Origin of the sequence: Micromonospora sp. NBC_00821, assembly GCF_036347035.1 — a bacterium.
GTDB lineage: Bacteria > Actinomycetota > Actinomycetes > Mycobacteriales > Micromonosporaceae > Micromonospora > Micromonospora hortensis.
The window spans coordinates 602,871-616,657 of the sequence record NZ_CP108880.1 but is presented as its reverse complement, the minus strand read 5'-3'; the positions used below and the strand labels follow the sequence as shown (position 1 = coordinate 616,657).

The following is a 13,787-nucleotide window of genomic DNA, read 5'->3' as shown; positions in this document are numbered from 1 at the left end:
CCGCCGGCGCGCGACCTGAGCCCGTCGGCGCGCGACCTGAGCCCGCCCGCGCGCGGCCTGAGCCCGCCCGCGCGCGGCCTGAGCCCGTCGGTGCGCGGCCTGAGCCCGTCGGTGCGCGGCCCTGACCACCGACCGGCGGCGGGCGGGGCGCCGACCCGGACACGGTCAGCGCTCCCGACCCACATCGCTCACTGGAACAGCCCGGTGTTCTTCTTTTCGGTGTCCAGGTAGTCAGTGGCGGAGTCGTTCACCGCCAACCTGATGTCACGCAGCATCCCCTGCAGGTCCTGCGAGGCCGAACGCCACCGCGCCTGCCGCTGCTCGTAGGCCTGCCGCGCGTCGCCCGTCCAGCTCGCCACCAGCGGGGCGGCGTCGCGTTCGAGTTGGCCGAGTTGCGCGTCGAGGGTGTTCAACGCCTTCTGAATGTCAGCGCCGGCCTGCTGCAGCGCGGCGAAGTTGACGACCAGCACACCATTGTCCATTGGATTCCCTCCCCAGCGGGATCAGAGCGGCAGTTGGATGCCGCCGCGGTTGGTGCCGGCCACCCGGCTGGCCACCTCGTCGTCGGACGCGTGGTATTGCCGACCGGCGGTGCGGATCGCACCGGCGGTCTCGCGCAGCGCGCGGTGCAGCGCCGTCTGGTCCTGTGACCACTGCTGCTTGACCTGCTCGAACGACCGGCCACCAGCGCCACGCCACGCCTGCTGCAACACCTCCAGCTCGGCCAGCAGGCCGGTCAGCATGGATTGCAACGACTGGTCCACCTGCTCGAACTTCGCGGCAGTCTGCTGCATCACCGCTGCTTCTGCCTTGGTTTGGGACATCCGGACGTCACCTCGTCTCTCGGATCGCACCTGGCCGTCGACGCGCCCACCCCGTGGCGACGCGTCGTCGCTTGGCCCGGTCGTCGAGCACTGAGACACGGGTCAGCGAAGGACTTCGTGGCTGACGGTAGCGACCTCGTAGCAGTTCTGCTACCCCGCCGGCTTCCCCTGTGGACAACCGAGGCGGCCATCGGTCGCTTACGATGTGCCGCAGCCACGTCGCGGCGCGTGACGGGCCGCCGGAGGGCGGCCGGCCGCCCGACCCGGTCCCCACTGGTCGAGGAGGCACGGTGCCGGCGATCACCACCGGAGGGCCGCACCCGCCGACCCCGACCGGATCCGAGGCAGGTGCCTCCCCACTGATGGGCGGGCCGGGCCGATCCACCGACAGCGGCCCGCTGTCGGTCGATCAGCGCACCCCCGGTCGCCGGTCGCCGGTGGCCCACTGGGTCGCACTCGGCCGTCGTGCGGCTGCCGGAGCGCGAGCCGGCCAACTGGTCGCCGCACAGGTCGCGGCGGCGCTCGTGCTCGTCACCCTCGGCCGACCCGCGCCGGTCGTCGCGGCGGCCGTCCTGGTGGCCGTGCTGCTGGTGGCCGGCGCCTGGGTACCGGTGCGAGGGCAGTGGCTGTTCGAGTGGCTGGGCACCGCCATCGGGCACCTCACCCGTCGACGGGTGTTGGCCGGGCCAGCCGACGCGGCCGAACTGCTCGACCTGGTCGCCCCGGGCACAGTGGTCCGCTCGACCGAGTTGACCGGCGGGCCGGCGGCCGTCCTGGAGGACACCACCGGCATGGTCGCGCTCCTGGAGCTCGGCGACCCCGGCGACCTGCTGGGCGACGTGTCCCAGGCGATCCCCGCCCCGGCCGCGTTGCTCCCGGCGACCGGGCCGGACCAGCCCCCGCTGCTGATCCAACTGCTGCTCGCCGGTGCGCCGGCGCCGGTGCCGAGCGCGGGTGGCACTGTCGGCACGTCGTACCGGCAGCTCACCGACGGGCGGCTCGCCGGGCGCGAGCGTGCGGTGGTGGCGGTCCGGGTGCTGCGGGTGAACGGTTGGTCCGAGGAGGACCTGCGGCGGGTACTCGCCGGCACGGTTCGCCGGATCGTCCGCCGGCTCGGGCCGTTGGCCGCGCGGCCGCTCGGGGTGCCGGCGGTACTGCGCGTCCTGGGCGAGCTGGCCCACCACGATGGCGAACCGGTTCGGGAGTCCTGGCCGGCGATCCGGTCCGGCACTCTCGTCCAGGCCACCTTCCGACTGCTCCACTGGCCCGATGCGGGCGCTGCGGCTACCCGGCGGTTGGTGCCCCGCCTGCTCGCGCTGCCGGCGACGGCCACGACGGTGTCGATCTGCTCAGGCCCGTCGCCGACGATGTCGGCGTCGTCGGGTCCGCCGACGGCCAGCGGAGTGCCGACCGAGCTGACCGTACGCCTGGCCGCCGGGACGGCGGCTGAGTTGGTGGCGGCCACCGAGGCGCTGACCCGCCTGGTGACCGACCTGGGCGGAAAGCTACGCCGACTCGACGGCGCCCACCTGAGCGGGCTGGCCGCCACGCTGCCGTTGGCGCTGTCGGCACCCGGGGCGCAGCCCCGCTCACCGGCGCCCGGAGCGCGACCCGGCCCGGCTGTGGACGCCTGGGAGCTGTCCCTGGGCGACGCGGGAATGATGGTCGGCACCAATCGACACGGCCGAGCCGTCACCGTGCGACTGTTCCGGCCGGAGAGCACCCGCGTGCTGCTGGTCGGCGGGGTGCGGGCAGCCCAGCTGGTGGCCCTGCGCGCCCTGGCCCTCGGCGCCCTGGTGGTGGTGCAGACCGCCCGGCCACGCGCCTGGGAGCCGTTCATCCGAGGGGTTGGCGCGCCGGGCGGCACGATCCCGTTGCTCCCTCCCGGTCGGGCGGTCGCCGACGGGGTGGGCACCGCGCTGCGTCCGTTGCTGCTCATCGTCGACGCCGGGCCGGTGGCGGGAGAGGCAGCGCCGGGCCCGCCGTGGCGGGCCACCCTTGTGGTACGCGACGAGCTGACCCCGGCCGATGTGGACGCGTTGAGCCGCGCCGACCTGGCGTTGCTCCAGCCACTGACCTCCGCCGAGGCCACCCTGGCCGGAGCGGCGCTGGGGCTGGGCGGCTCGGCCGAGTGGCTGACCCGGATCCGGGAGGACATGGTGGCCGTGGTCAACCGTCGGGCGCTGCGCTGGGCACTACTCTCCCCCACTCCGATCGAGGCGCAACTGATCGGCCCGCCGACGCGGGGCTGATTCCACCGGGACGGCCAGCTGGCGGGTTACGTCGGTGCGGTGTCCGTGGCACGATCCCCGCCATGGGTTTTCTGAAAGGTCTGCTGATCCGGCTGGCCAGCACAGCTCTGGCTTTCTGGCTGGCCACGCTCCTCATCCCGGGCATCTCCCTGGATTCGAACTCGGCCACCGAGACGGTGACCACGCTGCTCCTGGTGGCGGTGATCTTCGGCGTGGTCAACGCGGTTCTCCAGCCGATCATCAAGACCGTCGGTTGTGGCTTCTACCTGCTGACCCTGGGTCTCATCGCCCTGGTGGTGAACGGGCTGCTCTTCCTGCTCACCAGCTGGATCGCCGACCAGGCCGGGCTGCCGTTCTCGGTGGACGGTTTCTGGCCGGCGGCAGTGCTCGGCGCCCTCTTCGTGAGCATCGTGACCTGGATCCTCGGCGCCGTCCTCGACCGCGACTGATCGCCGACCAACCAGCACCGACCCGGTCCGTCCGGGGCTCCGACCTCGGTCGGGCCCCGGCGGGCCGATGACCAGAGTTCGGGAATGTGGCGGCCGGACCGCCCACCTCGGCGGTTAGCGTCGCAGCATGTTCTCGCTGACCTCTCCCGACGGCCACCTGCTCAGCACCGATCCGGCGCGGATCGACCTGGACCTGGTGCACCACTGGTTGTCCACCGACGCGTACTGGGCGCTCGGACGGGACCGGGAGACCACGGAGCGGTCGTTCGCCGGCTCGCTGCCGTTCGGCATCTACCGGCCGGAGGACGGCCGGCAGGTCGCTGTGGCCCGGGTCGTCACTGACGGCGCCACCTTCGCCTGGCTCTGCGACGTGTACGTCGACCGGGCCGCCCGAGGTCGCGGGCTGGGCGGGTGGCTGGCCGGCGCGGTCCGCGACCACCTGGACGAGCTGGGCGTACGCCGGATCCTGCTCTGCACCAACGACGCCCACCAGGTGTACGCGGGGGTGGGCTTCACCCCGCTGGACGCGCCGCAACGCTGGATGCAGCTGGACCGGCGACCCCCGGTGACCCCGATCACCGGAAAGGAACAAAGCAGCACTACGCCCCTTACGGTGGAGGCGTGACGCCACTCCGCCTGGGATATCTCTACGGCCTCGGCGCGTACCTGCTCTGGGGTTTCTTTCCGCTCTACCTGAAGCTGCTGCGACCCGCCGGCCCGCTGGAGATCCTGGCCCACCGGATCGTCTGGTCGGTGCTCTTCGTGGCCCTGCTGCTGGCGGCGCTGCGCAACGTCGGCTTCCTGCGGGCGCTGCTGCGCCGCCCCTGGGCGATGGCGGGGATCGTCGCCGCCGCCGCGCTGATCGCTGTCAACTGGGGCACCTACATCTACGGGGTCAACTCCGACCGGGTGGTGGAGACGGCGCTCGGCTACTTCATCAACCCGCTGGTAGTGGTGCTGCTCGGGGTGACTGTGCTGCGGGAGCGGCTACGCCCGGCGCAGTGGGTGGCGCTGGGGATCGGCGCGTCGGCGGTCGCGGTGCTCACAGTGGACTACGGCCGGCTGCCCTGGCTGGCGTTGACCCTGGCGTTCAGCTTCGCCGGCTACGGCCTGGTGAAGAAGCGGCTCGGGCTGCCGGCGGCGGAGGGGCTCTTCGTCGAGTCGGCGGTGCTGGCGTTGCCGGCGTTGGGCTACCTGGGTTGGCTGACCGCGAAGGCCGACCTGACCTTCGGGCACGTCTCGGCCGGGCACACAGCGCTGCTGGTGCTGGCCGGCGCGGCCACGGCGATCCCGCTGTTGCTGTTCGCCGGGGCTGCCAACCGACTGCCCCTGAGCAGCCTAGGCATGATCCAGTATCTGGCGCCCATCCTCCAGCTCGGCTGCGGGGTGCTGATCTTCCACGAGCCGATGCCGCCGGCCCGCCTGGCCGGCTTCGCGCTGGTCTGGCTGGCTCTGATCGTCTTCACCGCCGACGCCGTCCGAGCTTCCCGCCGCACCCGCCAGTCCCGCCACCAGACCCCCGTCCCCACCCCCCTCCCCACCCCCTGACCCCGCGATCTTGCAGTTTCGGTCGTCGATATGCCTGATCTGCCCCTTATGGAACAGCAGAAAGTGCAAGATCGCGGAGGACCGGGGTTGGGCGGGGCGGGGCGGGGTGGGTTAGGGGACGGCGTAGGTCAGGAGGGGCGTGCCGTCGGCTTTTTGCAGCTCCACGCTGACCAGCTCGGCGTCGGTGAACCTCGTCGCGCCGGTGAAGCTGAGGTCGTCGCCGGGCGCCGCCAACCAGGAGCCGATCTGCTCGGTGGCGCCGTTCGGACCACGCGCCACCAGCCGGAACGGGTACGCCTTGCCGTAGCTCGTCCGCGCGTCGTACCCGCAACGCATTCTCACCTCGGTGCCCCACTTGGTGCCGGTGAGCCCGAGGTCGGCGTGCACCGGCCCGGCGGCGGCCACCGGTCGCATGGCCACCATCGACACCTGCGGGGTCGGGTTGCCCTGCGCGCCGGGCGGCCCGGATGGGTCGACCGTTCGAGGCAGCGCCACTGCGGTGCCCACACCGACCAGCAGCGCCAGCCCGGCGGCGGCCAGTGTGGTCAGTGCGTATCGTCGCCGGTCCGCGGCGCGTTCCCGACGGCGGCGCTGGCGGGCCTCGTCGAGCAGCGCGGGTACCCGGGGCGGGGCCGGCGGCGGCAGGATCTGCTCCAACCCCGCCGGGTCGAGGCGTCCGAGCAACCCGGGCAGAACGGCGATCTCCGCGACCGCCTCCCGACACGAGGCGCACCCGCCGAGGTGCCGCTCGTAGGCCGCCCGTTCGGCGGGGGCCAGGGCGCCCAGCACGTACGCGCCGTCGTCATACGCGAACTCGCACCGGGTCATCCCGTCACCCCCATCTCGGCCAGGACCAACCGTAGAGACCGCAGCGCGTAGTGGGTGCGGGATTTCACGGTCCCTGGCGGTACGCCCAGGCGGGACGCCGCCTCGGCCACCGACCGCCCCTGGTAGAAGCACTCGACAAGCACTTCCCGGTGGGTCGGGCTGAGCCGGTTCAGCGCCTCGGCGACGGTCCACGCCTCCACCGCCCGTTCGGCCTCGTCGATCACCTCGGGCGGTTCGGGCAGATCGTCGGTGAACACCTCGCCGACCCGGGTGGATCGGCGCCGCCAGGCGTCGATGGCCAGGTTGCGCGCGGTGGTGAACAGCCAGGACCGCACCGATCCGCGTCTCGGGTCGAGAGACTCCGGATGTCGCCAGGCCCGCAGCAGCGTCTCCTGTACGAGGTCCTCGGCCCGCTGCCGGTCCCCGTTGACCAGCCGCAGGGCATGGGCGTACAGCGCCTCCGCGTGCTCGTCGTGCAGCGCGCGGAGCAGTTGGGCGTCGTGGTCGCTGATGGCGGTCTCCTCGCTTCCGGCGCGCGTCCGGCGGTGCGTTCGCTCGGGAATACGTGCTGTCACGCCGATCGGTTCAGCCCGAGGTCAGACCGGTGGCGTGGTGACGCCGCCGACGAAGGTGTTCATGCCTGGTTCACATCGCGGCTGACGAGCGCTCACCGCGTCCTCCTAGCGTCCGGCTGGTACGCCGCCTGTCGTGCCACCGACTTCTCTGGAGGCCTCCCCCATGAGCGACCGTCCCCGGCTGCTCCCCCTGTTGAACGGCACCCGCCATGGCACCCGTGATGCCATGACCTGTCTGTACCGGTGCGGAAACGCGTGTGACCACCCGGTCCCGAACACCTCCGACAACGCGTACTTCGGTGACGTGGTGAACGCCGAGGTGTCGCGGCGTGGCGTGGTCCGGGCCGGCGCTGTCGGCGCGTTGGTGCTCGGTTTCGGCGGCGCGGCAGCCGGCGCGCTCGCCGGGGCGGCCCCGGCCATGGCGGCCCCGACCGCCCCGGACGTTCCGGAGAACGTCGGGTTCGGTCGTCCCAGCACCGGGGTCGGCAGCGGCGCGCTGACCTTCAAGCCGATCCCACCGAACAAGCTGGACACCCTTGTCGTGCCGAACGGCTACGACCACGCCGTGGTGATCAAGTGGGGTGACCCGGTGCTGCCGGGCGCGCCGGAGTTCGACCTGCACCACCAGACCGCCGCCGCGCAGTCCAGGCAGTTCGGTTACAACAACGACTTCGTGGGCGTGCTGCCGCTGGACAAGCAGGGCAAGCGGGCGCTGCTCGTGGTCAACCACGAGTACACGAACGAGGACCTGATGTTCCCGGGCTTCCCCGGCCTGGACGGGCTCTCCGTGGAGCAGTTGCGCACCGCGATGGCCGCGCACGGCATGTCGGTGGTGGAGCTTGAGCGGGTCGCGGGCACCGGGCAGTGGAAGCCGGTCGGCAAGGGCCCCCGGCCGTACAACCGGCGGGTCACCGCCCTGAGCACCAAGTTCGACCTGACCGGCCCGGCCGCCGGCTCGGCCTGGCTGAAGACCGCCGCCGACCCCAGGGGCCGCACTGTCGTCGGCACGCTGAACAACTGCGCCGGTGGCGTGACCCCGTGGGGCACAGTCCTCTCCGGCGAGGAGAACTTCAACCAGTACTTCGTGGGCGCCGACGCCGTCCCGGCCGAGCTGAAGCCGAAGCTGGACCGGTACGGCATCGGCACCGCCAGCCGCTACCCCAGCGGCAGCCGCAAGTGGGAGCGCGCGGACGAGCGCTTCGACCTGGCGAAGCACCCCAACGAGGCACACCGGTTCGGCTGGGTCGTCGAGATCGACCCGTTCGACCCGGAGAGCCGCCCGCGCAAGCACACAGCGATGGGCCGGTTCAAGCACGAGGGCGCCAACGTGATCGTGGCGAAGGACGGTCACGTGGTCGCGTACATGGGCGACGACGAGCGGTTCGACTACCTCTACAAGTTCGTCTCGGACAAGAAGTTCATGAAGGGCAACTCCTGGGCTGCCCGCAAGCACAACCTGACCCTGCTGGAGTCGGGCACGCTGTACGTGGCGAAGCTCGACCAGACCAGCGCCGCCGAGATCGACGGCTCGGGCAAGCTCCCCACCGACGGCGCGTTCAACGGTCGGGGTCGCTGGATCAGGCTGGTCAGCGGCAACCGCTCGTTCGTCGACGGGATGACCGCCGCGGACGTGCTCACCTTCACCCGGCTCGCCGGCGACAAGGTCGGCGCGACCAAGATGGACCGACCCGAGGACGTCGAGCCGAGCCTGCTCACCGGCAAGGTGTACGTGGCGCTGACGAACAACACCAACCGGGGCGTCGGCAGCAACCCGAAGGCGGACGAGGCCAACCCGCGCACCGCCAACAAGCACGGGCAGATCCTGGAGCTGGTCGAGGACCGCAGCGACAACACCTCGGAGACCTTCGCCTGGTCGCTGCCGATCGTCTGCGGCGACCCGACCGACCCGTCGACCTTCTTCGCCGGGTACGACAAGACCAAGGTCTCCCCGATCTCCTGCCCGGACAACGTCGCCTTCGACGCCACCGGCAACCTCTGGATCTCCACCGACGGCAACGCGCTGGGCAGCAACGACGGCCTGTTCGCCACCGCCGTGGAGGGTCCGGAGCGGGGTCACCTCAAGCAGTTCCTGACGGTGCCGCTCGGCGCGGAGACCTGCGGCCCGTTCATCACCGGCGACAACCGCTCGGTCTTCGTCGCCGTACAGCACCCGGGCGAGATCACCGGGGCCTCGGTGGAGAACCCGGCCTCGAACTGGCCGGACGGTGACTACGCAAAGCCGGGCGTGGTGGTCACCTGGCGCCTCGACGGCGGCCCGGTGGGCAGCTGACGTCGCACCCGGGGCTGATCGGCCGCTGACGTTGCTCCGGCGGTCCGGCGCTGGACCGCACCGAGAGGCCCTCTCCCAGCCCGGGAGAGGGCCTCTCGGCGGTCAGTTGTCGGTGGCGATGCCGTCGGCCACGCCACGGGCCACTGTGAGCAGCTTGGCGCGTACGACCCGGGCGGAGGTCATCATCTCGCTGGCCGGCAACGCGCAGGCCAGCACGACGCGGCGTTCCATGTCCTTGTCTGGCGCGACGAGCACCGCGGCGCAGGCCACCCCCTGGCGGAACTGCCCCATCTCCAGTTGCATGCCGCGCCGGTCGCCGGCCGCCAGGTCGGCCTCGAAACTCTCGGTGGTGGTCAGCGTGGCGGTGGTGAAGGGGCGCATGCCGTACTCGCGCAGGTAGCGGTAGCGCTGGTCGGTGGTGAGGGTGGCGAGCAACGACTTGCCGAGCGCTGTCGCGTGCGCCCCCTCGTCGAAGCCGGGGACGAGATCCTCCAGGTAGGGCGAGCGGTGCCCCTCGGCGACAGCGGTGAGGGCCACCTGACCGCCGACGAACCGACCGAGGTAGTGGCTGTAGCCGGTGTCCAGGGCGGCCCGCCGCAGCGTCTCACCGACCGCTGGCGGGCCCCGGAACGCCGTCACCAACTCCCGGTACCGGTCGGCCACCTCCAACCCCACGATGTACGTGCCGTCCTCTCGACGGATCACGTAGCCCTCGTAGGCGAGGGTGCGCACCAGGTGGTAGGTGGTGGCCACTGTCAGCTCGCAGCGCCGGGCGATTTGCTTGACGGTCAGGCCCTTCGGGGCGCGACCGACCGACTCCAGCACCCGTAGCGCTCGGGACACGCTGCGAATCAGGTCCGAAGGTTCTGCCAAGGGGTCGCGCACAACCACCTCCGCCGCCGGGGACTTACACCATATGAAAAACAGGCCCGGTGCGAAATGCCTGTTCGGGTCGAGGATGCCAGATCACCATCCACAGCTTGTGGCCCGCCGGTCACCAGGAGTGCTGTGAGCGGGGTTCGCGTAGGTTTGCCGGACGATGACCGACACCTCCAACACCCCCGATCCGACCGTTGCCCAACGCCGTCCGGTCCGGGCCAGCGCGGGCGCAGTCGTCACCACTGTGGCCTGCGTACTCCCCGTGTTCCTGCTCGGCGGTCTCGCCGTGCAGATGGGCACGGACCTCGGCTTCTCGCCGGCCGGCCTGGGCCTGGCTGTCTCCGTCTACTTCGGGGTCAGCGCGCTGGCGTCGGTGCCCTCCGGGCGGTTGGTCGAGCGGTACGGGCCGGCACTGGTCGCTCGCTGCGGCATTCTGCTGGCCGCCGGGTCGATGCTGGCCGTGGCCGCCTTCGCCCGTTCGTACCCGGTGCTGGTCGGCCTGCTGGCGCTCAGCGCCGCCGCGAACGCGCTCGGCCAGTTGGCCAGCAACGCCGCGCTGGCCCAGCACGTGCCGGCCCGGCGGCAGGGGTTGTCGTTCGGTGTCAAGCAGGCCGCCATCCCGGTCTCCACCCTGCTGGCCGGGGTGGCGGTGCCCACCATCGCGCTCACCGCCGGCTGGCGCTGGGCGTTCGTGGCCGCCGCCGTGGCAGCGCTGACGACGCTGGCCGCCGTACCCCGGCAGTTGCCCGGCCTGGCCCGGCGGGCCGGCGCCGCCCGCGCCGGGCGGGCTACGGCGGCGCTGGTGGTCATCGGCGCGGCGGCGACGTTGGCCTCGGGCGCGGCCAACTCGTTGGGCACCTTCCTGGTGGACTCCGCCGCGGCAAGGGGCCTGTCGCCGGGCCTCGCCGGCCTCACCCTGACCCTGGGTAGCGCGGTCTGCGTGGCGGCTCGGGTGGGCGCCGGCTGGTTGGCCGACCGCCGCGAGACCGGCCACGTCGCCCTCATCGCCGCGATGCTGCTCGTCGGCGCGGTCGGGCTGGGCCTGCTGGCGTTGACCGGCTCGGTGCCGTTGATGGTCGGCGTGGTGCTCGGCTTCGGCCTGGGCTGGGCCTGGCCCGGCCTGATGAACTTCGCCGTGGTCCGGCTCCACCCGCAGTCACCGGCCGCCGCCACCTCGATCACGCAGACCGGGGTGTACGCGGGCGGCTGTCTCGGCCCGCTGAGCCTGGGCCCCCTCGCCGCCCACCTCGGTTACCCGGCGATGTGGACAATCGCTGCCGTGGCGATGCTGCTCGCCGCCGCCCTCATGCTCGTCGGCAGCCGACTGTTGACCCGCGCCGCCGCCGGAGCGGGCCGTGGCGTGGATCAGCTGGTGCGGTCGGCGATGTAGTCGCAGAGCGACTCGAGCGCGCTGCGGGACGGGCCGGGCGGCAGCGGGGCGAGCTGCGCGCGGGCCTCCTCGGCGTAGCTGCGCACGGTCTCCCGGGCCCGCTTGAGCGCCGGGCTCTCCCGGAGCAGGCCCAACGCCTCGGCGTGCAGCGCGTCGTCGGTCAACGGGCCGGTCGCCAGGATCTCCCGCAGCCGCACCGACGACGCGTCGGAGTCGTCCGCCTCGCGGGCGTAGAGCACCGGCAGCGTCGGGACACCCTCGCGAAGGTCCGTGCCGGGGGTCTTGCCCGACTGCACCGACTCGGAGGCGATGTCCAGCAGGTCGTCGGAGAGCTGGAAGGCGACGCCGATCGTCTCGCCGTACCCGGCGAGGGCCTCCACGTGCTCCGGGGCGGCGCCACCGAACATCCCGCCGAACCGGGCCGACGTGGCGATCAGCGAGCCGGTCTTCTCGGCGATCACGTGCAGGTAGTGGGCCACCGGGTCGTCGTCGGCGCGCGGCCCGACCGTCTCCGCGATCTGGCCGTGCACCAGCCGGGCGAAGGTGCGCGCCTGCAACCGGACCGCCTCGGGGCCCAGGTCGGCGGCGATGTCGGCCGCGCGGGCGAAGAGGTAGTCGCCGACCAGGATGGCGACCGAGTTGGTCCACCGGGAGTTCGCGCTCGGCGCACCCCGACGGACGGCGGCCTCGTCCATCACGTCGTCGTGGTAGAGGGTGGCGAGGTGAGTGAGCTCCATCACCACGGCGGCCGGGACCACCTGCGCACCGGTCGGGTCACCGAACTGGGCGCCGAGCGCCACCAGCAACGGCCGGAACCGCTTCCCGCCAGCCTCGACGAGGTGCCGGGCGGCCTCGGTGACGAACGGGTCGGCACTGGCCACGCTGGCCCGCAACTCGACCTCGACCGTGTCCAGAAGACCCAGCACGGACGCCTCGACACGAGGATCGGCGAGGTTGAGGCCAAGCGCGCCGAACTGACTCGTGCTCGCCCGACCCCGTCGACCGCCGGAGCCGGAGGCACCTGAACGCTCGCCCGCCGGTTTCACCACGCTAACAACCATGCCACACCCGTTCGACCTGCTCCGGCCCGGGGATACGCACCGGGGGCCGGCACGTGAACACGCGCCGACCCCCGGTGATCGATCCCTTGGTCATCGAACGAATTCGGCGGCTCCGGCAGCCAGATCGAGCAGCGGCGCCGGGGCGACACCCAACACCAGGGTCGCCAGCACACCGATCATCAGCGCGGCGGAGGTGAGCCCACCAGGCACCATGACGGTCGGGGTGGACTCGCCCGGCTCGGAGAGCCACATCATCACCACGACCCGCAGGTACGGGAACGCGAGAATCATGCTGGTCAGCACACCGGCGATCACCAGCCAGGCCTGGCCACCCTCCAACGCCGGCCCGAAGATGGCGAACTTGCTGGTGAAGCCGCTGGTCAGCGGAATGCCGGCGAAGGCCAGCAGGATGAACGTGAACAGCGCGGCGAAGAACGGCGACCGACGGCCCAGCCCGGCCCAGCGGGACAGGTGGGTGGCCTCGCCGTCGTCGTCCCGTACCAACGTCACCACGGCGAACGCGGCGAGCACCGAGAAGCCGTACGCGACGAGGTAGAACATCGTGCCGGCCAGCCCGTCGCGGCTCGGCGCCAACACACCGACCAGCAGGTAGCCGGCGTTGGCGATCGAGGAGTACGCGAGCAGCCGCTTGATGTCGGTCTGGGTGACAGCGAGCACCGCACCCACCAGCATGGTCAGCACCGCCACCGCCCCGAGGACCGGCGTGAAGTCCCAGTTGGCGTCGGCGAACGCGACCTGGAAGACGCGCAGCAGGGCCCCGAACGCGGCGACCTTGGTGCAGGCCGCCATGAACCCGGTGACCGGGGTCGGAGCGCCCTGGTAGACGTCCGGGGTCCAGACGTGGAACGGGGCCGCCGCGGCCTTGAAGAGCAGACCGATGGCGAGCAGCGCCATGCCGGCGAAGAGCAGCACCGGGCTGGCCGGCGACTCGCCCACCGCCGCGTGGATGGTGGCGAAGTCGACGCCGGCCGTCCGCCCCGGGACGCCGGAGGTGAAGCCGTAGATCAGGGCCACGCCGAACAGGAAGAACGCCGAGGCGTACGCGCCGAGCAGGAAGTACTTCATCGCCGCCTCCTGGCTCAGCAGACGCCGGCGACGGGCCAGCGCGCAGAGCAGGTAGAGCGGCAGGGAGAAGACCTCGAGTGCGATGAACATGGTCAGCAGGTCGTTCGCCGCCACGAAGATCAGCATGCCGCCGATCGCGAACGTGGTCAGCGGGTAGACCTCGGTGAGACCGTTGCGCCCCTCGGCCTGCCGCCGGTCGTCGGCCGACTCCGCGGTCACCGCGGCCTGGGCGACGAACGCCCCGCCCCGCTCGACCGAGCGGTCACCGATCAGCAGCAGCGCCATCGCTGCCAGCACCAGGATCGCGCCCTGGAGGAAGAGCGTCGGCCCGTCGATCGCGAGCGCCTGGCCCGCGGTGATGATCCGCTCATCGGCGCTGAGGACCACCATGGTCAGTGCCGCGAGCACGGCGAGCAGCGCCAGCGTCAACTGCACCACGTGCCGCCAGCGACGAGGCACCAGGGCCTCGACCAGCACGCCGAGCAACGCCGTGCCCAGCATGATCAGGATCGGAGAGATCGCCGCGTAGTCGATCGACGGCAGCTTCAACTCGGTCACTGGGCCGACCTTTCGTTCACGACTGCGGGGCTCGCAAGCTCACTCCT

13 protein-coding genes are annotated in these 13,787 nt (G+C 71.9%); 6 read left to right on the top strand and 7 right to left on the bottom strand.

The features are described 5' to 3' along the window. Positions 1-188: 188 nt before the first annotated feature. The gene (locus OHB44_RS02930; protein ID WP_238684789.1) at positions 189-482 is read right to left on the bottom strand and encodes a WXG100 family type VII secretion target; all 294 of its coding nucleotides are present in this window, start codon (positions 480-482) and stop codon (positions 189-191) included. Between the two features lie 21 nt (positions 483-503). Next, complete coding sequence (locus tag OHB44_RS02925) at positions 504-824, bottom strand: WXG100 family type VII secretion target (protein ID WP_238684790.1); 321 nt, start codon at positions 822-824, stop codon at positions 504-506. A gap of 362 nt (positions 825-1,186) precedes the next feature. Between OHB44_RS02925 and eccE the strand changes: the two genes are divergently transcribed. The 4 genes from eccE to rarD all read left to right on the top strand — a co-directional run bounded on the left by eccE (position 1,187) and on the right by rarD (position 5,073). Further along, positions 1,187-3,076 carry a type VII secretion protein EccE gene (gene eccE, locus OHB44_RS02920; protein WP_442932683.1) on the top strand — a complete coding sequence of 630 codons (1,890 nt, stop codon included), beginning with the start codon at positions 1,187-1,189 and terminating at the stop codon, positions 3,074-3,076. A 62-nt stretch (positions 3,077-3,138) separates the two neighbouring features. After that, a complete protein-coding gene (locus tag OHB44_RS02915) occupies positions 3,139-3,525 on the top strand; it encodes a phage holin family protein (RefSeq protein ID WP_091395522.1) in 387 nt (128 codons plus the stop codon). 127 nt (positions 3,526-3,652) lie between these two features. Then, on the top strand, positions 3,653-4,150 hold the full coding sequence (locus OHB44_RS02910; protein WP_238684792.1) for a GNAT family N-acetyltransferase: 498 nt from the start codon (positions 3,653-3,655) through the stop codon (positions 4,148-4,150). Continuing rightward, positions 4,147-5,073: an EamA family transporter RarD gene (gene rarD / locus OHB44_RS02905; RefSeq protein ID WP_238684793.1), complete on the top strand. Its 927-nt coding sequence runs from the start codon at positions 4,147-4,149 to the stop codon at positions 5,071-5,073. The genes OHB44_RS02910 and rarD overlap by 4 nt, the downstream gene beginning before the upstream one ends. Before the next feature lie 111 nt (positions 5,074-5,184). On the opposite strand, the gene OHB44_RS02900 is transcribed toward rarD, so the two are convergent. Both OHB44_RS02900 and OHB44_RS02895 read right to left on the bottom strand, forming a co-directional pair. Continuing rightward, on the bottom strand, positions 5,185-5,901 hold the full coding sequence (locus OHB44_RS02900) for an anti-sigma factor family protein (protein WP_238684794.1): 717 nt from the start codon (positions 5,899-5,901) through the stop codon (positions 5,185-5,187). Next, positions 5,898-6,413, bottom strand: coding sequence for a sigma-70 family RNA polymerase sigma factor (locus OHB44_RS02895; RefSeq protein WP_051708644.1), 516 nt, complete (start codon positions 6,411-6,413; stop codon positions 5,898-5,900). Before OHB44_RS02895 ends, OHB44_RS02900 begins: the two co-directional genes overlap by 4 nt. Before the next feature lie 226 nt (positions 6,414-6,639). Between OHB44_RS02895 and OHB44_RS02890 the strand changes: the two genes are divergently transcribed. After that, complete coding sequence (locus OHB44_RS02890) at positions 6,640-8,766, top strand: PhoX family protein (protein ID WP_330439549.1); 2,127 nt, start codon at positions 6,640-6,642, stop codon at positions 8,764-8,766. A gap of 102 nt (positions 8,767-8,868) precedes the next feature. On the opposite strand, the gene OHB44_RS02885 is transcribed toward OHB44_RS02890, so the two are convergent. Further along, entirely contained in the window at positions 8,869-9,651 is a 783-nt protein-coding gene (locus OHB44_RS02885; protein WP_091395539.1) for an IclR family transcriptional regulator, read from the bottom strand. A 154-nt stretch (positions 9,652-9,805) separates the two neighbouring features. On the opposite strand from OHB44_RS02885, the gene OHB44_RS02880 reads away from it, so the two are divergent. Continuing rightward, the gene (locus OHB44_RS02880; RefSeq protein ID WP_330439548.1) at positions 9,806-11,035 is read left to right on the top strand and encodes an MFS transporter; all 1,230 of its coding nucleotides are present in this window, start codon (positions 9,806-9,808) and stop codon (positions 11,033-11,035) included. Here OHB44_RS02880 and OHB44_RS02875 read toward each other — a convergent pair. Beyond that, positions 11,011-12,096, bottom strand: a complete 1,086-nt coding sequence (locus OHB44_RS02875; protein ID WP_238684797.1) for a polyprenyl synthetase family protein — start codon at positions 12,094-12,096, stop codon at positions 11,011-11,013. The genes OHB44_RS02880 and OHB44_RS02875 overlap by 25 nt on opposite strands. Positions 12,097-12,186: 90 nt before the next feature. Then, a complete protein-coding gene (gene nuoN / locus OHB44_RS02870; RefSeq protein WP_238684798.1) occupies positions 12,187-13,740 on the bottom strand; it encodes an NADH-quinone oxidoreductase subunit NuoN in 1,554 nt (517 codons plus the stop codon). Positions 13,741-13,787: the final 47 nt, after the last annotated feature.

Bases quoted from the DNA above. Each gene is read 5' to 3' on its own strand.
- OHB44_RS02930 (WP_238684789.1), bottom strand. From the start codon at position 482: ATGGACAATGGTGTGCTGGTCGTCAACTTCGCCGCGCTGCAGCAGGCC.
- OHB44_RS02925 (WP_238684790.1), bottom strand. From the start codon at position 824: ATGTCCCAAACCAAGGCAGAAGCAGCGGTGATGCAGCAGACTGCCGCG.
- eccE (WP_442932683.1), top strand. From the start codon at position 1,187: ATGGGCGGGCCGGGCCGATCCACCGACAGCGGCCCGCTGTCGGTCGAT.
- OHB44_RS02915 (WP_091395522.1), top strand. From the start codon at position 3,139: ATGGGTTTTCTGAAAGGTCTGCTGATCCGGCTGGCCAGCACAGCTCTG.
- OHB44_RS02910 (WP_238684792.1), top strand. From the start codon at position 3,653: ATGTTCTCGCTGACCTCTCCCGACGGCCACCTGCTCAGCACCGATCCG.
- OHB44_RS02900 (WP_238684794.1), bottom strand. From the start codon at position 5,901: ATGACCCGGTGCGAGTTCGCGTATGACGACGGCGCGTACGTGCTGGGC.
- OHB44_RS02890 (WP_330439549.1), top strand. From the start codon at position 6,640: ATGAGCGACCGTCCCCGGCTGCTCCCCCTGTTGAACGGCACCCGCCAT.
- OHB44_RS02880 (WP_330439548.1), top strand. From the start codon at position 9,806: ATGACCGACACCTCCAACACCCCCGATCCGACCGTTGCCCAACGCCGT.
- OHB44_RS02875 (WP_238684797.1), bottom strand. From the start codon at position 12,096: ATGGTTGTTAGCGTGGTGAAACCGGCGGGCGAGCGTTCAGGTGCCTCC.